Below are 19,745 nucleotides of genomic sequence, written 5' to 3' on the forward strand. Positions count from 1 at the left end.
GCTTTAATCAAAGCAGGCTAAAAAAATTAGATCCCAGAATTTAACCGGGAGCATCATAATGAATTCTCCGCGATCTACCAAGAAAACTCAAGTTAATAAATCTACAAATCCAAAATCCCCAGAACAACAAAGTAAAGAGCCAGAATTATTTCCAATTGTCGGCATAGGGGCTTCTGCGGGGGGATTAGAGGCATTTACACAACTATTGAGCCATTTACCCACAGATACAGGTATGGGATTTGTGCTGATTCAGCATTTGAGTCCTACTCAAAAAAGTATGTTGTCAGAGATTCTTTCCCGGACGACCCAAATACCTGTAACTGAAGTACAGGAAGGAATGGTTGTACAACCGAATCATATTTATATCATTCCCCCTGGTAAAACAATGACTCTTACTCAAGGGGTACTGAAACTCAAACCCCGTGAGAAAAGCCATGGCCAACTAATGACCATTGACAGTTTCTTGATTTCCTTAGCTGAGGATTTGGGTAATAAAGCCATTGGCGTGGTGTTGTCAGGAGGTGATGGAGACGGTACAAGGGGCTTAGAAAGCATCAAAGCAGAAGGGGGTATTACCTTTGCTCAAGCCGAAGAACCAGGAATGGTGAGTACAATGCCTAACACGGCCATAGCTTCTGGTTATGTAGACTTTATCCTCACTCCTGCACAAATCGCCGAAAAGCTGGTAAATATTAGCACTCATCCCTACATTAATGACTCAAAAACAGTTAAACCAGTTGAAGTTATCCGAGAAGAAACAGATGCGCTATTAAAGATTTTCCAGATTTTAAAGACGGCTACTGGTGTTGATTTTACCCATTACAAGCAAAATACCCTGAAGCGACGCATTCAACGGCGGATGATGTTGTATAGATTGGATCAGCCGGAAGATTACCTTAATTATCTCCAAAATCATCCGACTGAAGTCACCGCCTTATATCAAGATGTCTTAATTACGGTGACAAGTTTTTTCCGAGATAAAGAAGCTTTTGAAACTTTAAAAACGAAAGTATTTCCTACCATTGCCAAAGATCGTCAGTCAGATTCACCTTTCCGTATTTGGGTGGCGGGATGTTCAAGTGGTGAAGAAGCTTATTCTATTGCAATTTGCTTACTGGAATTTTTAAGCACCAAGGGAATGAATATCCCGATCCAAATTTTTGCTACAGATATTAATGAAGTAGCGATAGAAAAAGCTAGAGCAGGCATTTACAAGCCTAACCAAGTAGCAGATATTTCTCCAGAAAGATTAAAACGCTTTTTTGTGCAAGTGGATGGTGGCTACCAAATTAGTAAATTAGTCAGAGAACTGTGTGTTTTTGCTAGACAAAATCTAATTGGTGATCCGCCTTTTTCCCGCATGGATTTAATTACTTGTCGCAATGTTCTTATTTATTTGGGTGCTGTTGTCCAAAAAAAGGTCGTGCCGATTTTTCATTATGGTCTTAAATCTACAGGCTTTTTGATGTTGGGTACATCGGAAACAGTGGGCGAATTTACTGATTTATTTACTCTGGTAGATAAAAAGTATAAAATATATGCTCGAAAAATCGCACCTACCCGATTAGCTATTGATTTAATTGCTAGTAACTATCCAGTAGAAACGGCAAAATCTCAAATAATAGAAAATGACGCTTCTTGGCATGAGGTAGAAATACAAAAAGAGGCTGACAGAATTGTGTTAAACCAATTCGCACCTGTGGGTGTAATTATTAACAGTGATTTGGATATTTTGCAGTTTCGGGGACAGACAGCTTCTTATTTACAACCAGCACCGGGAAAACCCAGTTTTAATTTGCTAAAAATGGCAAGAGAAGAATTACGGCTAGATTTACGTAGTTTAATTCATCAAGCTAAAAAGCAAAAAATGCCAGTCAAACAGGAAGGGATACAAATCCAAGAAGAAAAGCAAACTAGGCTAGTAAAAATTGATGTAATTCCCTTTCAACCTGCTGGTACAGGAGAAGAATTCTTTTTGATTTTATTTGCAGATACATACTCGTTACTCAGTTGTTCATTGCCAGTAACTGGCAAGATTATATCTGAAGGGGAGCAAAAAAATAGTTATGAGCAGGAAATTTTGATTCTGCAACAGGAACTAAAATCTACCAAAGATTATCTACAATCAATTATTGAAGAACAGCAAGCCAGTAATCAAGATTTGCGAGCAGCTAATGAGGAAATTCTCTCTAGTAATGAAGAATTACAAAGTACCAATGAAGAATTAGAAACAGCCAAGGAAGAAATTCAGGCAACTAACGAAGAACTTAATACTATTAATGATGAATTACAACGGCGAAATATTGAATCAAATCAGGTTAGTAATGATTTACAAAATCTCCTGAGTAGTATTAATATCGCTATTCTTATGTTAGGCGGAGATTTACAAATTCGCCGTTTTACTCCCGTAGCTGCGTCAATTTTTAACTTAATTCCTTCTGATGTAGGACGACCATTTAGTGATATTAAACATCGGTTAAATATTTCTGATTTAGAAGTAGAAATTTTAGAGGTTATTAGCACCCTGAATTTGAAAACTTTGGAAGTGCAAGATCAAGATGGTCATTGGTATGATTTACGGATTAGACCCTATCGAACGATAGATAATAAAATTGATGGTGCTGTAGTAGTTTTGGTAGATATTGATGCTATCAAACGTAGTGCTGAACAACTGAGAGCATCCCGTGATTATGCAGAAACAATAGTAGATACTGTACGCCAATCTTTAGTAGTGCTAGATGTAGATTTACGGGTAATTACAGCCAATCAATTTTTCTACGATACATTCCAAGTATTGCCCGAAGAAACAGAAAATCGTTTGGTTTATGAAATTGGCAATGGCCAGTGGAATATTCCTCAATTGCGATCGCTCTTAGAACATATTCTCCCTGAACAAACCTATTTTGAAAATGTGGAAGTTGAGCATAATTTTGAGCAAATTGGCCAAAAAACCATGCACCTTAATGCTCGAAAAATGCCGCAAATAGATGATGAACAGCTAATTCTCCTCGCAATTGAAGACATCACCCAACAGAAACAATTAGAAGCAGAACGGATTCAACTGCTAGAACAAGAAAAGTCAGCTAGAACAGAAGCGGAAACAGCTAACCGTGCTAAGGATGAGTTTTTATCTATCCTTTCTCACGAGTTGCGAAATCCTCTTAATTCTCTGTTGGGGTGGACACAATTACTACAGAAACAAAAACTTGATGAAAATCAATCTCTTCAGGCATTAGAATCTATTAAGCGTGCTGCTCATGCTCAAAACCTGCTAATTGGGGACTTATTGGATGTTTCTCGCATTAGCTCCGGTAGAATGTATCTGGATGTTCAACCTATTCAACTTGTACCCATAATTTCCGCAGCCATAGAGGTTGTCAGTTTATCCGCAGAGGCTAAAAATATTCAACTGCAATCGAGATTAGATCCTACACCTACAACCTTACTAGGAGATCCAATTCGTTTAGAACAGGTATTCTGGAATTTACTTTCTAATTCTGTGAAATTTACCCCTGCGGGGGGAAGAATTGATGTCACTCTCAATTACACAGATTCTCAGGCAGAAATTCAAGTTACAGATACTGGAGTAGGTATTAGCGCTGATTTCCTCCCTTATGTATTTGAGCAATTCCGTCAAGGCAATAGTAGTACACGCAAATCAAATTCAGGCTTAGGATTAGGACTGGCAATAGTACGCCATTTGGTAGAACTCCACGGTGGTACTGTGGAAGCATTCAGTTCAGGGCAAGATGAAGGTACAACTTTTACTGTCAGGCTACCTCTGCAAACTAACCTAGAAGAAAGTGATATAGCTCCAGAACCTGTTTCTTCCCCCACTAATTCCCCATCGTTGACTGGTGTGCGGGTACTAATTGTGGATGATGAACCAGATTTACGTGAATTATTTAAAATCGTTTTGGAAGACTTGGGAGTTGAAGTCACACAGGCCACATCAGCACAAGAGGCAATGTCAATACTTAAAGCTAATCCTGGTAGTTATGATGTACTTCTATCTGATATTGGTTTGCCAGGAGAAGATGGTTATGAGTTAATTCGTCAGGTGAGGATGCTAAGTGCTGAAGAGGGTGGACAAATTCCTGCGGCTGCACTGACTGGTTATACAGGAGATACAGAACAAGCAGAGTCTTTAGCAGCAGGATTCCAATTGCATATGAATAAACCTATTGAACCTGATCAATTGGTAAATGCAGTTGCTGCTTTGGTGGGAAGAAGTAATCATAGGTGACAGATTTTCCACTGTGGGATGCTTTTGTCTCCTCAAGCCAGTTACTTGCTTGGTGCTGATATCTCGGTCAGTTTCTTGCGCTCCCCATTATTCCTTAATATGAGAAACTGTTACAAAATTGGCTGACGGCTGAAACCCTTGCTCAATATAGGTTATCACCATTTTCACTACACAAGTTTTCAAAAATTTTAAAAAATATTACGAAAACCCCTTTACAAATCGAAATATTTCCCCTAATATAAATTCATGAGGTAGAAACACCTACCAAATTATACATACATAAAACGCAATCATAAGAACATGACCACAACCATTCAACAGCGCCAAAGCGCAAACGTATGGGATCGCTTTTGTGAGTTCATCACAAGCACCGAAAACCGTGTATACATCGGCTGGTTCGGCGTACTCATGATCCCTACCCTGTTAGCAGCAACCACCTGCTTCATCATCGCCTTCATAGCTGCGCCTCCCGTTGACATTGACGGTATCCGTGAGCCAGTTGCAGGTTCTTTAATCTACGGAAACAACATCATCTCTGGTGCAGTTGTTCCTTCCTCCAACGCTATTGGTTTGCACTTCTACCCTATCTGGGAAGCAGCTTCCTTAGATGAGTGGTTGTACAACGGTGGTCCTTACCAGTTGGTAGTATTCCACTTCTTAATCGGTGTAGCTTGCTACTTAGGTCGTGAATGGGAACTTTCTTACCGCTTAGGTATGCGTCCTTGGATCTGTGTTGCATTCTCCGCTCCTGTAGCAGCAGCAACCGCAGTATTCTTGGTATACCCCATCGGTCAAGGTTCATTCTCCGACGGTATGCCTTTAGGTATCTCCGGTACATTTAACTTCATGATCGTGTTCCAAGCAGAACACAACATCTTGATGCACCCCTTCCATATGTTAGGTGTAGCTGGTGTATTCGGTGGTTCTTTGTTCTCTGCAATGCACGGTTCTTTGGTAACATCTTCCTTGGTTCGTGAAACAACCGAAACCGAATCTCAAAACTACGGTTACAAGTTCGGTCAAGAAGAAGAAACCTACAACATTGTTGCAGCACATGGTTACTTCGGTCGCTTGATTTTCCAATACGCTTCCTTCAACAACAGCCGTTCCTTACACTTCTTCTTGGCTGCATGGCCAGTAGTTGGTATCTGGTTCACTGCTTTAGGTGTAAGCACCATGGCGTTCAACTTGAACGGTTTCAACTTCAACCAATCAATCATTGATTCTCAAGGTCGTGTCATCGGTACTTGGGCAGATGTAATCAACCGCGCTAACTTAGGTATGGAAGTAATGCACGAGCGTAACGCTCACAACTTCCCCTTGGATTTAGCTGCTGGTGAAGTTGCTCCTGTTGCTTTAACCGCTCCTGCAATCAACGGTTAATATTCAACTAATTAGTTAAATAAAAAATACCATCCAGAAATGGGGGGTATTTTTTTGCATTGAACAAGCAGGAATTGAATATAAAGTTCTTAAAAACCAATGTTAAAATTGCGGTATGTACTGTTTAAAGGTTAAGGAATGACCACAAAAACATTGACATCTATTCAACCTAACCTGTACGAAGAAGATTATTATTTGTGGATAGAAACTACTCTCAAACAATTACAAAATCAAGATATTGAAAATTTAGATTGGGAACATTTAGCTGAAGAGATAGAAGCTTTGGGGATTGAACAACGCAGAAAGGTGGAAAGTTATCTCAAACAGTTATTAATTCATCTTCTGCTGTATTGTTATTGGGAAAGTGAAAGAGAGTATTGTCAAAGAGGTTGGAAAAATGAGATTGCTAATTTTCGGGATGAGTTAGAGTTTTCTTGTCGTTCCAAAACTTTATATAATTATTTTTTGGGTTGTTTAGATGCTGTTTATCTCAAAGCTAGAAAACAAGCAATTAATAAAACGGGTTTACCAAGTGAGACTTTTCCTGAGAAATGTCCGTTTACTCCTGAACAAATTCTCGATGGTGATTATTTTCCTGATATTTGTGAACGCAGATAAACGCAAATGTACGCGGATTTGATTTATAGGTGGTTTCGGATTTTTTCATTTAGACTTGACAAGGCGAGAAATTTATTTTATAGTATATGTTATGGGTGGGAAAGAGTGCGCCCATATATAACTGTTCCTTAGTGAACGCAGATAAATGCGGATGTATGTGGACTTAATTTGAGGATGTAGTGGTCAATTAGATCATATCCATTTGGTATTGTAAGTTTTCACTACAATTTAATTGGTTGTAAAAGATTTTATGATATCTTCGTACAGAAATTATCTATTAATCTTCTACTGATTATGTCTGATTTTAATAACTATATTCAAGATTTACAAATTAACATTGAACATGGTGGAGAACGGAGTCATTACCCTAGTTTAAAACGTCTGATTGAAGGGTTAATGATGGGAATTAATGCCAGAATTGAGGATAAAGGTAATCAAGAAGGTATTCCAGATTTTACAATTAGGAAAAATGACAGAATTTTAGGATATATAGAAGCTAAAGATATTAATATTGATTTAAGTAAAATTGCCAAAACCGAACAAATAAAACGTTATTTAGAATCTAATATTGGTTACAATTTGATTTTAACTAATTATCTAGAATTTCGGTGGTATGTAGATGGGGAATGTCAGAAAATTGCTAAATTAGCTAATTTGAAGAATGATGAAATTACCATAGTTGATGATTTACAACCTATCACGGAATTACTGCAATTATTTTTAGATCAAAAAGCTAAAGATATTAATAACTATTATGATTTAGCTAGGGAAATGGCAGCTTATACAAAAACTATTAAAAATGCGATTGAATTAGCTTTAGAAATAGAAGCAAATTCAGCAGAATTATATCAATTAAAAGAAACTTTTAAAACTATATTAATTCTCGATACAGATAATCAGAGTTTTGCTGATATGTATGCTCAAACTCTTGCTTATGGTTTATTTACAGCAAAGGTTGGCCATGCACAAAATCCGGGAAGTTTTAATTTTGATCGTCGCCATGCTAGTATTTATATTAGTGATAGAATCCCGTTTTTAAAAGGTTTATTTGATATAGTTATTGCTACTGATAGTGTGAGTAAAATTCATAAATCAATTGAGAATTTAGTGGAGTTACTAAATACAGTTGATATGACAAATATTTTAGAAACCTTTGGGAGAGAAACCCGTACAGAAGATCCGGTAATTCATTTTTATGAAACCTTTTTAGCTGCTTATCAATCTTCATTAAGAAAAAGTCGCGGAGTTTATTACACTCCTGAACCTGTAGTTAATTTTATTGTTCGTTCTGTTAATGATATTTTAGATCAAGTTTTTGATTTACAACATGGTTTAGGAAATCGGAAAGTGACAATTCTTGACCCTGCAACGGGTACAGGAACATTTTTATATGCGGTTATTAAACAAATTCGTGATTATATGACTAAATATGGGATTGATAGATGGAATAGTTTTTTAAGAGATATCAATTTACTCAACCGTTTATTTGGGTTTGAATTATTGATGACTCCCTATACTATTGCACATTTAAAGTTAGGTTTATTATTAGGCGATTTACGTTATCAATTTGCACCGGAAGAAAGATTAAAAATCTATTTAACTAATGCTTTGGAAGAAGGAATAAACCAAGAAGAAATTATTCCTGGAATTACGGAAATTATTGCGGAAGAATCTAGTCAAGCAGGAAAAGTAAAAACCGAAGTTCCGGTAATGGTGGTGTTAGGAAATCCTCCTTATTCTGTCAGTTCCCAAAATGCGAGTAAACGTAAAAAGACGGTTAACCAAGATACTAAATATTTAGCAGATATTAAATTTGATGGTGCAACTTGGCAGAAAATTTATAAAACTGGGAAAGCGGGGAAAACAATTACAGAATTAACCCATATTGGAGAACTTTTAGAATTATATAAAGGTAGAGTTAGGTTAGAAGATGAGAAAAATATTCAACCTTTGGATGATGATTATATTAAATTTATTCGGTTTGCTCAATATCAAATTCAAAAAACACCAACAGGTTATGGTATTATTGGTTTTATTACTAATCATTCCTATCTGAATGGTTTGATTCATCGAGGGATGAGGGAAGAGTTATTAAAGTTTTTTGATACTTTGTATATCATGGATTTACATGGTAATTCTTTGTTGAAAGAAACTACACCGGATGGAAATGTTGATCAAAATGTTTTTGATATTCAGCAAGGGGTAGCGATTTTAATTGCTGTCCGGGAAAAAAGCGCACATGATTATTTTTCTAATGCTTATAAATCCAGAGATGGTGTTAAGGAAATGGCTAAGGTGTGGTATTATGATCTCTGGGGAAATCGTGAGGAAAAGTATAAGTTTCTCGATTCTGCAAGTTTAGATAATGTTGATTGGATTGAGTTACAACCATCTGCACCTAATTATTTTTTTGCACCTAAAAACTTTGATTTAGCTACAGAATATAATCAAGGATGGAGTGTTACAGATATTTTTCCTGTAAATTCAACAGGAGTAAAAACTCATCGAGATCATTTTGTAATGGACTTTGATTTAAACATACTTCATCAGCGAATACAAGATTTTAGAGATTTAAGTATTTCAAATGAGCAAATATTAATTAATTATCAAATTAAAGAAACTTCAGATTGGAAAATTAAGTCTAAAAGACAATTATTAGCTATTGATAAAAATTGGCAAAATTATTTCACAACTTGTTTATACCGTCCTTTTGATTGGAAACACTATTATCATAACAGCAATTTAGTTAATCGTCCTAGACAAGAAGTTATGCGTTATGTGCTTAACAAAGAAAATTTATGTTTAATTACAGCTAGAGGAATTGAAATACCTAGAGTTTATGATCAGATTTTTTGTTCTGATCAAATTATATCAAACCACACTTTATCTATTAAAGAAATTAACTATTTATTTCCTCTCTATATTTACCCTGATACAGAAAATAAACAAACTAATCTTTTTATAGAAAAAACCCCTAACCTATCACCCCAGTTTTTAGAAACCATCAAAAACAAACTTGGTAAAACACCAACACCGGAACAAATATTTTATTATGCTTATGCTATTTTTCACAGTCCAACCTATCGCAGTAGATACGCAGAGTTTTTAAAAATAGATTTTCCTCGTCTTCCTTTAACAAATAATCAAGAATTATTTAACTCCCTCACCACCAAAGGAGAAGAATTAGTAAACCTGCATTTAATGAAATCATCAAAACTCAATCATCCAATAACCACCTATCAGGAAATTGCAGATAACCAAATTACTGAAGTTACCTATAACTCAGAACTACAAAGAGTATATATCAACAAACAAAATTACTTTACCGATATTCCCCAACACATCTGGGAATTTAAAATTGGTGGATATCAAGTATTAGATAAATGGTTAAAAGACCGAAAAAATGCCAAACGCACATTATCAGAGGATGAAATTACCCATTATCAAAAAATAGTCATTGCATTAACGGAAACCTTAGAAATAATGATAGAAATTGATAACTTAATTCCTGAATTCCCCATCAAATAAAAACCCAACCTAAAAAACCCTCTTCCTCTGTGTTCTCTGCGTTTCTGCGGTTTGTTACTCTTTCTTTGCGTCTTTGGGTAAGATATTAAGGATAAAAAAGTTGGGTTTCCTCACATCAACCCAACCTACAAAACTTTGCGTCTTTGCGTCTTTGCGTGAGACATTAATAATAAAAATGGTGCGTTACGCTATCGCTAACACACCCTACTATAAAAATTATAGTTTTAACATCTCCAATAACTCAGCTTCACTTAACTGTTTAATTCCCAAATTTTCCGCTTTCTCCAACTTAGAACCAGCGTCAGCACCAACAACCAAAAAATCAGTTTTCTTACTCACAGAATCATTAACTTTACCACCAGCTTTTTTAATCAAATCCTTCGCTTCATCCCGTTTTAAAGTTGGTAAAGTACCAGTCACCACAAAAGTTTTACCTGCAAAATTATCATTCACCTCAGTTGCAACTTCTGCTTTTTCCATGTTTGCAAATTGCAATCCAATACTTTGCAAACGAGAAATCAAACTTTGATTTGCACTGACATTTAACCATTGATAAACTGACTGAGCAATTTCCGCACCGATACCATAAACACCTTCAATATCCGACTGTCTCGCAGCAGCTAATTTTTCTACGGTGGTAAATTTCTCCGTTAATAACTGTGCGTTGACACTACCGACATGACGGATACCCAAACCATATAATACCCTATGCCAAGGCTGATTTTTCGATTGTGCGATCGCACTAATCAATTTTTGGGCTGATTTTTGCCCCATCCGTTCCAATGCACATAACTTATCTTCTGTCAAGTCGTATAAATCGCCAACAGAATGCACCAAACCCTTATCCACCAGTTGATGTACCAGTTTCTCCCCCATTCCTTTAATATCCAACGCATCCCGACTTACCCAATGTTCGATTTCCCCTTTCAAAATTGCTGCACAGGAAGCATTTACACATCTAGTAACCGCTTCTCCTGATTCTCTCACCACAGGTTGACCACATACGGGACAATGGGAAGGCATAATAAAAGGTGTTGTATCGGGGGGACGTAGTTCCTTAATTACACTTAGGACTTCTGGTATAATTTCCCCAGCTTTGCGAACAATGACGGTATCACCGATGCGGATATCTAATTGGGTAATGCGATCGCTATTATGTAAGGTAGCACGGGAAACAGTAGTACCTGCTAATTGTACTGGTTTCATCTCCGCTAATGGAGTTAACGCGCCAGTTCTGCCCACATTAACAGTGATATTTTCTACACGGGTTGGTGCTTCCTCTGCTGCGTATTTAAGAGCGATCGCCCAGCGGGGAAACTTCTGTGTAAACCCCAGTTGTTCTTGGATTTTAAACGTATTCAATTTTACTACTACCCCATCCGTCATATAGGGGGAATTTAACCTTTCCGTATCCCAATATTGGTAATATTCCGCGACTTTATCAATGGAATGACACAGTTTATGATTCCCATCAACACGAAAGCCTAACTTTTGTAAAAGTTTTAAAGCTTCCCATTGAGTATTAGCAACTCCAGAATCATCCACACCTGTAATATGCAAGGTATAAGCAAAAAAATCTAACTGCCGCTGTGCTACAATACGAGGATCTAACTGTCTGAGTGTACCAGCTACAGCATTACGAGGATTCGCAAATAACTGTTCACCTGCTTTTTGACGTTTCTCATTAATTTCTTGAAACACCTCTACAGGTAAAAATGCTTCTCCCCGTACTTCCACCTTGGCAATTTCTGGTATCCCGTCAAAATTCAAACGTAGGGGAATTGAGCGAATAGTCCGCACATTTTGGGTAATATCTTCACCCGTTACCCCATCACCCCTAGTTGTACCCCTTACTAAAATACCGTTTTCGTAAGTCAAAGCCAAAGCAGCACCATCAATTTTCAACTCTGCTACATAGTCCACATTATCGTGTAAATACTGATTAGGTAGGTGTCTTCGCCAACGTTTATCCCAGGTTTGTAACTCCTCAATATTAAAAGCATTCTCCAAACTATACAAAGGTATGTTGTGACGTACTGTAGTGAAATGGGTTGTTGGTCTTTCCCCTACGCGCTGAGTAGGACTATCAGGAGTAATTAATTCTGGGTGTTGGGTTTCTAACTCCTGTAACTCTCGATACAGTCGGTCATAAACCGTATCTTCCATCATGGGATTATCTAAGACATAGTAAGCATAACTAGCTTGTTGTAATAATCGTCGTAATTCTTCTATACGTTTAGCTTCAGACTGAGTTGAGTTCATGATAATAGTTAGAAAATAAAAACTTAATACCTCCGAATATCTATAATATCTCGAATAATCTCAATTTTAAATCTATCTCTTGTAAGTAGGAGTCAGTAAAAATAATATTTACTGACCGACTTTTTCAGACTAAATTCTAAATTTTGCATTCTAAATTCTTTTAACTATCCCAATCTTCCACCTCATATAAAAACCTAGTTTTACCAATCAACTTACGATTAGCTGAGGTACTTTGTACAAATACCACATATTGTTCTAAATTACTAGGTTTAATTCTAATACTTGCATCCATAGGTAAACCTAACAATTCCCTAGCTGCACCACCTGCAAATAAATCACCTGTTTTTCTATCCATCAAAACAATTTCTTTTTTAGCTTGGATAGTTTCTGTTTTGGTAAACTCATAAAAGCCTCTACCAACTTTAAAACTTAACCCATTCTCCAATACAAAAGCCTTGATAGAAATATCTTGTTCTACTTCCAAAACTTGAAAACGTCCGGGAGTAACTGCTTTTAAATCACTATCTTCATAATAGGAAACACCTTCTCGGTTCATCATGGTATTAAATATTTTATTTAATCCCCGACTCATCCTTCCTTGCTCAATTACCTCTTGTTCATAAGCTTGTAATTGTTCATTTGATGAATTTTGATAACAAACAGCTAAAAACAAATCAGTAATATAAGAAAATTGATCAAGATTGATATGAAAACCGCCCGATTTTTCAGCTATTTCTTGATAAAAAGGTGTAGCATGAGAGCGATTGAGTGCTTGAACTCCATAAACCATAATTCCGCTATCACCTAATTTATCTATTTCTTTACGCCAATTTAACTTTTGGGGATTATGTGCTGGTGCATGGGGAATATCATCACCAATTAAAACCAATGATTTACTAGCAGATTTTGACCAAGATAGAGATTGTGTTTGATGTAATACTAATTCATAACATTCTGGTGCATCTCCCCCATAGGTTGGTTCAACATTTTCGACAAAATTACAAATTTCATCTACATCACCAGACAGGTCGAAAATTTTTGTCACATAGCTTGAATCTGCATCACAATAGTCACCATGTGCGATAATTCCTATCTTAATTAAAGGAAGTTCATCCATCAATCTAGTAACAGTAGTTTTAATCTTTTTCCGCACCTGGGTCAAGCAAGGATACATACTACCAGTGGTATCAAAGCTGAAGACTACTTCTATATTATTGCTTGTCATAACTGTAACCAAATTTTCAGTTATTTATGATATGATATATATTTATTTTAAATGCTGTGAACATCTACAAAATATTACTGTAAAATATTGTAATATTCGGTTAGATTAAAAACAAGTAATTCAGTTAAAATACAGAGATAATTAATTTCTTGATGAGATGATCAGAAAAACGAGCCAAACACCCCCAATAATCATCGCTCATCGAGGTGCAAGTGGATATCGTCCCGAACATACATTAGCTGCATATCAATTAGCAATTGATTTAGGTGCTGATTATATTGAACCAGATTTAGTAATTAGCAAAGATGGGGTTTTAATTGCTCGTCACGAAAATGAAATTTCCCAAACTACAGATATTGCTGAACATCCTGAATTTGCCCATTTGAAAACTACAAAAATCATTGATGGAGAAATTAAAACAGGTTGGTTTACAGAAGATTTGACATTAGCAGAAATTAAAACTTTAACAGCAGAAGAAAGAATCCCAGAAATTCGTCCTCAAAATACAGATTATCATGGCATCTTGCCAATTCCTACCCTACAAGAAATAATTGATTTAGCCCAAAAATATAATGTTGGTATTTACCCAGAAACTAAACATCCCAGTTATTTTCAATCAATAGGGTTACCATTAGAATTACCGTTGTTAACTGCATTGCAAGAAGTTAAAATTTCTGTATTTATTCAATCTTTTGAAGTTAGTAATTTGCAAGAAATATCACAAAAAACAGATATTCTTTTAGTACAATTAATTAACCATACAGGTCAACCCTATGATTTTACTGTGAATGGAAATACTAACACCTATCAAGATATGATTCAACCTTTGGGTTTAAAGAAAATTGCCGAATATGCACAAGCGATAGGAGTTAATAAAAACCTGATTATTCCCAGCAATATAAACAATAAAATACAGTCTCCAACATCTTTAATTAAAAATGCCCATGCTGAGGATTTATTAGTTCATGCTTGGACATTTAGAAATGAGAATAATTTCCTACCTGTAGATTTTCACAATAACCCACAACAGGAATATAAATTATTTTTTGAACTAGGACTAGATGGAGTATTTAGTGATTTTCCAGATACCGCTTTTACAGCACGAGGTGACAGGTGATAGAGTTGAAAGTCTGTTTTTGTGTAAATCTTAATGAAAAATTTATAGTAAAAAGTTTTCATACCTCAAAAAATGAGGTATAATAGTAAATCTGTGTAGTCAATGGCTAACTATAATTTGGGCAAACGAATTATCTAGCTTTGGGTGCTTCACCCGAAAAGCCACAAAAACACAGCTGAAGGGTAATTTTAACCTCAGATGTATGATATACTGTCCTAGCTAAGGTCAAGCAGATACATCAGCGGGTGAAGATTAATTACCCCTGTTGCTTAATTACTGTTGTGTTGATGTCAAAGCCCTATTACATACTTTTGCCATTCCTGATGCAGTCCACTCTTGAGATGTTTCGTTACCTCAAAATACAGACTACTGTAAGGTTTACGGGGTGGATGGCGCAAAGGCATCTTTGCTTCTTGGGGTGTACGACAACCTTTTTTAACATTGCAACGCACACAGGCAGTAACGAGATTTTCCCAGACATCACCCCCACCACGCGATCGCGGCATAACATGATCAAGTGTTAAATCATCTCCTGTGTAACCACAGTATTGACAACTATGACCGTCACGATGCAAGATATTGCGACGAGTCATAGGAATTTCTTTGTAAGGAACACGGACGTAATGGCGCAACCGAATCACTGTGGGTAACGGAAAATCCGAGTAGATGACTTTACCGTTGTGTTCTACGTGTTCTGCTTTGCCTTTGATTAATAAAACTACGGCACGTCGCCAACTGGTAATGTTGAGCGGTTCGTAGGAGGCGTTTAGGACTAAAACCTTCCCCATTGATATTAGCTCAAGGTATTAGTTTTATATATTTTAACACAAATATATCTTCCTGGGGATATGAGAATATTTTATACTTTTAGGAATAATGGGCAGGAGTCCTACGATGAGGTAGTGAATAACCCAATGCCCAATGCCCAATTATTAATTACCTGAAGCTTTCTTAGCCTCTTCAACCCAGCTATCAAACTCAGCTTGATGATTTTTAACCCACTCCCTAGCATGACGACGGATATCTTCTGTACTATTTTCCCCATTCTTAAAGAGTTGGTTTTGTTTGTTGATATCATCAACAGGAATTTTAATCTGTGCAAATAAACGCTTGGCTGCGGGATTTTGATTTAAAAATTCCTTATTAGCTAAGATGCGGATATCATCAATGGCAAATCCTAAATTTTTACCCATTGCTGTAGTATCTTTCTCTGTCAGATTTTCCTGTCCTTCGGGTAGAGAAGTGAAGGGAACTTCTAACCAAACTACATCTTCACCAACCTTTAACTCACCAGCCATCCACATCGGAGTCCAAGTATAATAGAGGACTGGTTGACCTTGTTTATAGCGAGTAATAGTATCTGCAATCAGGGCTGAGTAAGTACCTTTGTCTTGTTCTACCGTATCTTCTAATCCATAGGCTTTGAGGTGATGGTCAAGCACCAACTGACAACCCCAACCAGAATTACACCCAGTTAAATTGGCCTGACCATCTCCATCAGAGTCAAAAAGTTTGGCAATTTTGGGATCTTTGAGTTGTGCAATGTTGGTAATGTTGTATTTATCAGCGGTTTTTTTATCAATTTGATAACCTTGCAAGAGATTAGCACTAATTACACCAACTCGTTCTAATTTCTCCTGACCACCACTTTCTTCAAAAAACGTATTGTGACCTTTTTCCCAATGCACAGGTGAGTAATCTAGGTCGCCTTGTCCTAAAGCTAGATGCATTGTGGTAGGTTCAATTCGTTGTGGTTCTGGAGTTGCGTAACCGAGTTTTCTCAAAGCCATGTTAACAATCTCGGTTTGGAAACGTTCTTCTTGTAAGCTACTGTGAACAGATTTTATTTCAATGCCAGTACCGGGTAATTGTTCTTGGACAGCAGTTTTAGTTTCCGGTATTGATCTCCAGATGGAAGTCACTAGCAAGATGGAAATAATTGTGGAAGCGAATATCGCACCATATTGAGTTGATGGAGACAAGAAAAAACTGATGGGAGGACGTTGTTTCCAATCAACTTGACTGTCTGTTTGACCGAGAACGTGAGTCATACGGTCTAGCATAATTGCAATCAGGACAATACTTAATCCCCCTACAGAAGCTAGTCCTACATTTAAACTTCCTAAGCCTTGTAAAACCATACCCCCTAAGCCTTTGACACCAATCATGGATGTGACTACTGACATGGATAAAGCTAAGAGGATGGCTTGGTTTACACCAGCTAAGATTGTAGGCATCGCTAGGGGAATTTGTACTTCCCATAACATTTGTCTAGGGGTAGAACCAAAGGCTGTAGCTGCTTCTACTACTTCTTCGGATACTTGCCTAATTCCCAGATTAGTTAGGCGTACTAGGGGAGGTACTGCAAAGATAAAGGTGGCTATAACTCCCGAAACTTCCCCAATCCCAAATAACATTACTACTGGTACTAAATAGACAAATGACGGTAGGGTTTGCATGGCATCCAGGAGGGGTTGTAGCCATTTTTCTAATTTCTCATTACTGGCGCAGAGAATACCAAGACTAATACCCACTACCATGCAAAAAGCTACGGCAGTTAATATCAGGGAGAGGGATACTACTGCTTGTTGCCAAGCCCCAACAAAGCCGATTAAACTCAAGGCTATGACACTGAAAATGGCTATTTTACTTCCTGCTAATTGCCAAGCCAGTAAACCTAGTAAAATGATGAAGATAAGTGGTGGAATACTCAGGAACAGCCATTGTATACTTTCTAGAGTCCAGCTAATGGGAATACGAATGGCTTGGAAGAATGGACGATAGTTATCAACTACGTAGTCAACGCCATCGGTAATCCAATCTTCTAGGGGTAAGGTATAAAGTTCAAAGGGGTTAAGTATTGCGTCTAGGCTATTTGTTGCTAGTATCTCAGATGATAGATTTATAAACATGAACAGAATTTGGTGATTGGTGATTGGTGATTGGAAAAAACTACTAATGACTAATGACTAATAACATTAATTATCTGAGGGACTGATATTTTCTAGGACATCTGCTATTTCTACAATGCCTTGGAATTTACCTTCTTCATCAACTACAGTGATGGGTAGCCCTTGTTGATAGAGAGGAAAAGTAGTTTCTAGATTACTGTTTGCTTCTACTTGGGGAAAGTCTGTTTCCATGACTGCGGTAATATCAGACTGTTCTTGTACAACTGATGCTAAAGTTTCTTGGTTAACCATGCCTATGGGTTGGCGATCGCTATCTACAACGCATATATATTCTTCCGCTGACATTTTCTTTAACTTTTCACTAGGTATGTCTTCTCCAAGTACCAAAAATGTGGTGTGACGTATAATTGAACCGGTTTTAATTACTTGGGCGCGGTTAACTTCTTCCATGAAGGAGCGGATATAATCATCAGCGGGTTGAGTGATTAATTCTTCTGGTGTGCCAATTTGCACTATGGCACCATCTTTCATGACTGCGATGCGATCGCCAATTTTTAATGCTTCTTGGATATCATGGCTAATAAAGACAATTGTTTTATGTAGTTCTTTTTGTAGTCTTAATAGTTCATCTTGCATTTCTCGGCGAATTAAGGGATCAAGGGCGCTAAATGCCTCATCCATTAACAGGATATCTGCATCTGTGGCTAAAGCACGGGCTAAACCTACCCTTTGCTGCATCCCACCACTGAGGGAAGAAGGTAAATAATCTCCCCATTGTCCTAAACCAACACTTTTTAAATTTTCCAAGGCTTTCTGACGGCGTTCTTCTGCATCCATGCCTTTGACTTTTAAACCATATTCCACATTTTCCGCTACTGTTTTATGAGGAAATAGTCCAAATCGTTGAAATACCATTGATACTTTAGAGAGGCGAATTTCTCGCATCCGCTTCTCGTCAACATGGGCAACATCTTCACCGTCTATGTAAATATGTCCACTGGTAGGATTAATTAGGCGATTGATACAGCGAACTAAAGTAGATTTACCTGAACCAGATAATCCCATAACTACAAATAATTCACCTTCATTAATCTTGAAAGATACATCTGCAATCCCCAAAACATTACCGGTTGCTTTTAAAATAGAATCTCTAGTTCCACCTGAGTTAAATAATTTCAATGCAGCATGGGGTTTATCTCCGTAAATTTTAATCAGATTTTCTATGACTATTTTAGGTTTTGGATTGTTCATTTTCTGATATGTCAATAACTAACTACTTTAAAAATACAGGGTTGTTGCAAAGGCTAGATTTTACTAAATTCAGTTTTCGTTTACAGACAGATTTATTTAATTTTAACATATTAATTAATAGGATTTAGATATAAAACACCTTGAATATAAATCCCTGAATTCTTCAAGAATTAGAGGATCTGAGTATTGAGTATTATGGTTTTTAAAGTTGATCTATGATCTAGTTTTAGCTGATAGCTGAAGATGGCAATTATACAAGTTCTTCTGCTCTACCAGCCCCTTTATGATCTACCCAAATAGATTCAAAGTTTTTGAGCATTACTTCTTTAGAACTAATTGTTTTTTCTGTTTCAAATGGTTTAATGATGGCATCAATATTTGGGTAAATGAAAAAAGGTATTGAGATCCGAGTACCTGGATATTCATGAATGACTGCATGGGGTGTACTTACAAATAAACCGTTAGTCCACATTTGCAGCATATCCCCTAAATTGATAATGAATGTATCTTCTAAACAGGGTGCATCAATCCATTTATCTTTTGTGTAAACCCTTAAAGAAGGATGGGGTAGTTGTTCTTGAATTAAAACAGTAAAAATGCCATTATCTGTATGTTTACCAGCTTGTCCAGATTTTTCTGGATAGTAAATTGTCCGCTGGATTAAAACAGGATCATCAAAATATGGATCAAACCAGGTTGGTTCTAAACCTAAAGATATAGCAATTGCTTTTAACAATTTAGGAACAACCTTTGTCATTATTTCTTTTTGCAAGTTGTAATGAGATTCAGCAAAGTCTGGTGCAATGTTATCATCTGGCAGAATATTCGGTCCTGTAAATGGTTGTTCTGATAATGGTTTATCTAAACCTAAATCAAAAATTGCTTTCGGATCAAAACCAATCTCTTTATTTAAATATTCACCAAGTAAAGGAACATAACCCCGTGAGGTTGGCGGATAAACTTTTTGTACATCATGTCCATACTGTTGTTTAATCTCTTCTGGAAGATGAAAGAAATTTCTTGATGCAGTTATAGTTTTATCAATACTAGATTTAGAAACTCCGTGATCTTTTAAATAGAAAAAACCACATTCATAACAAGTGTCATATAATCTTTTGATTTCTTGATTATCAACTTCATTTTTATCTAACTCGGATAAGGATATAATTGGTAGATGCTCCATTGGTATTATCTCTCTAATTT

General features: G+C 36.7%; 11 protein-coding genes. 5 read left to right on the forward strand and 6 right to left on the reverse strand.

Annotated features, from left to right (window positions below; genetic code table 11):
• Window positions 1-58 precede the first annotated feature (58 nt).
• The 4 genes from WJM97_RS15600 to WJM97_RS15615 all read left to right on the forward strand — a co-directional run bounded on the left by WJM97_RS15600 (window position 59) and on the right by WJM97_RS15615 (window position 9,775).
• A complete protein-coding gene (locus WJM97_RS15600; RefSeq protein WP_353929709.1) occupies window positions 59-4,246 on the forward strand; it encodes a CheR family methyltransferase in 4,188 nt (1,395 codons plus the stop codon).
• A 300-nt stretch (window positions 4,247-4,546) separates the two neighbouring features.
• Window positions 4,547-5,629 carry a photosystem II q(b) protein gene (psbA, locus tag WJM97_RS15605; protein ID WP_353929710.1) on the forward strand — a complete coding sequence of 361 codons (1,083 nt, stop codon included), beginning with the start codon at window positions 4,547-4,549 and terminating at the stop codon, window positions 5,627-5,629.
• Window positions 5,630-5,767: 138 nt separating this feature from the next.
• Window positions 5,768-6,247: a DUF29 domain-containing protein gene (locus WJM97_RS15610; protein ID WP_353929711.1), complete on the forward strand. Its 480-nt coding sequence runs from the start codon at window positions 5,768-5,770 to the stop codon at window positions 6,245-6,247.
• 294 nt (window positions 6,248-6,541) lie between these two features.
• Window positions 6,542-9,775, forward strand: a complete 3,234-nt coding sequence (locus WJM97_RS15615) for a type ISP restriction/modification enzyme (protein WP_353929712.1) — start codon at window positions 6,542-6,544, stop codon at window positions 9,773-9,775.
• A gap of 216 nt (window positions 9,776-9,991) precedes the next feature.
• Here WJM97_RS15615 and ligA read toward each other — a convergent pair whose 3' ends face one another.
• Window positions 9,992-12,037, reverse strand: coding sequence for an NAD-dependent DNA ligase LigA (gene ligA, locus WJM97_RS15620; protein ID WP_353929713.1), 2,046 nt, complete (start codon window positions 12,035-12,037; stop codon window positions 9,992-9,994).
• 160 nt (window positions 12,038-12,197) lie between these two features.
• Window positions 12,198-13,262, reverse strand: a complete 1,065-nt coding sequence (locus WJM97_RS15625) for a vWA domain-containing protein (RefSeq protein ID WP_353929714.1) — start codon at window positions 13,260-13,262, stop codon at window positions 12,198-12,200.
• Window positions 13,263-13,419: 157 nt separating this feature from the next.
• On the opposite strand from WJM97_RS15625, the gene WJM97_RS15630 reads away from it, so the two are divergent.
• A complete protein-coding gene (locus WJM97_RS15630; RefSeq protein ID WP_353929715.1) occupies window positions 13,420-14,379 on the forward strand; it encodes a glycerophosphodiester phosphodiesterase in 960 nt (319 codons plus the stop codon).
• Window positions 14,380-14,669: 290 nt separating this feature from the next.
• Here WJM97_RS15630 and WJM97_RS15635 read toward each other — a convergent pair whose 3' ends face one another.
• The 4 genes from WJM97_RS15635 to WJM97_RS15650 form a co-directional block, all read right to left on the reverse strand.
• Window positions 14,670-15,167: an HNH endonuclease gene (locus WJM97_RS15635; protein ID WP_353929716.1), complete on the reverse strand. Its 498-nt coding sequence runs from the start codon at window positions 15,165-15,167 to the stop codon at window positions 14,670-14,672.
• A gap of 144 nt (window positions 15,168-15,311) precedes the next feature.
• Window positions 15,312-17,291 (reverse strand): glycine betaine/L-proline ABC transporter substrate-binding protein ProX, encoded by a 1,980-nt coding sequence (proX, locus tag WJM97_RS15640; protein ID WP_353929717.1) that lies wholly within the window; start codon window positions 17,289-17,291, stop codon window positions 15,312-15,314.
• A gap of 66 nt (window positions 17,292-17,357) precedes the next feature.
• Complete coding sequence (locus WJM97_RS15645; RefSeq protein WP_353929718.1) at window positions 17,358-18,542, reverse strand: glycine betaine/L-proline ABC transporter ATP-binding protein; 1,185 nt, start codon at window positions 18,540-18,542, stop codon at window positions 17,358-17,360.
• Window positions 18,543-18,792: 250 nt separating this feature from the next.
• On the reverse strand, window positions 18,793-19,725 hold the full coding sequence (locus WJM97_RS15650) for a 2-oxoglutarate and iron-dependent oxygenase domain-containing protein (RefSeq protein WP_353929719.1): 933 nt from the start codon (window positions 19,723-19,725) through the stop codon (window positions 18,793-18,795).
• Window positions 19,726-19,745: the final 20 nt, after the last annotated feature.

Origin of the sequence: Okeanomitos corallinicola TIOX110, assembly GCF_038050375.1 — a bacterium.
Classification (GTDB): domain Bacteria; phylum Cyanobacteriota; class Cyanobacteriia; order Cyanobacteriales; family Nostocaceae; genus Okeanomitos; species Okeanomitos corallinicola.

Coding starts and splice junctions, on each gene's coding strand:
- WJM97_RS15600 (WP_353929709.1), top strand. CDS start 59: ATGAATTCTCCGCGATCTACCAAGAAAACTCAAGTTAATAAATCTACA.
- psbA (WP_353929710.1), top strand. CDS start 4,547: ATGACCACAACCATTCAACAGCGCCAAAGCGCAAACGTATGGGATCGC.
- WJM97_RS15610 (WP_353929711.1), top strand. CDS start 5,768: ATGACCACAAAAACATTGACATCTATTCAACCTAACCTGTACGAAGAA.
- WJM97_RS15615 (WP_353929712.1), top strand. CDS start 6,542: ATGTCTGATTTTAATAACTATATTCAAGATTTACAAATTAACATTGAA.
- ligA (WP_353929713.1), bottom strand. CDS start 12,037: ATGAACTCAACTCAGTCTGAAGCTAAACGTATAGAAGAATTACGACGA.
- WJM97_RS15625 (WP_353929714.1), bottom strand. CDS start 13,262: ATGACAAGCAATAATATAGAAGTAGTCTTCAGCTTTGATACCACTGGT.
- WJM97_RS15630 (WP_353929715.1), top strand. CDS start 13,420: ATGATCAGAAAAACGAGCCAAACACCCCCAATAATCATCGCTCATCGA.
- WJM97_RS15635 (WP_353929716.1), bottom strand. CDS start 15,167: ATGGGGAAGGTTTTAGTCCTAAACGCCTCCTACGAACCGCTCAACATT.
- proX (WP_353929717.1), bottom strand. CDS start 17,291: ATGTTTATAAATCTATCATCTGAGATACTAGCAACAAATAGCCTAGAC.
- WJM97_RS15645 (WP_353929718.1), bottom strand. CDS start 18,542: ATGAACAATCCAAAACCTAAAATAGTCATAGAAAATCTGATTAAAATT.
- WJM97_RS15650 (WP_353929719.1), bottom strand. CDS start 19,725: ATGGAGCATCTACCAATTATATCCTTATCCGAGTTAGATAAAAATGAA.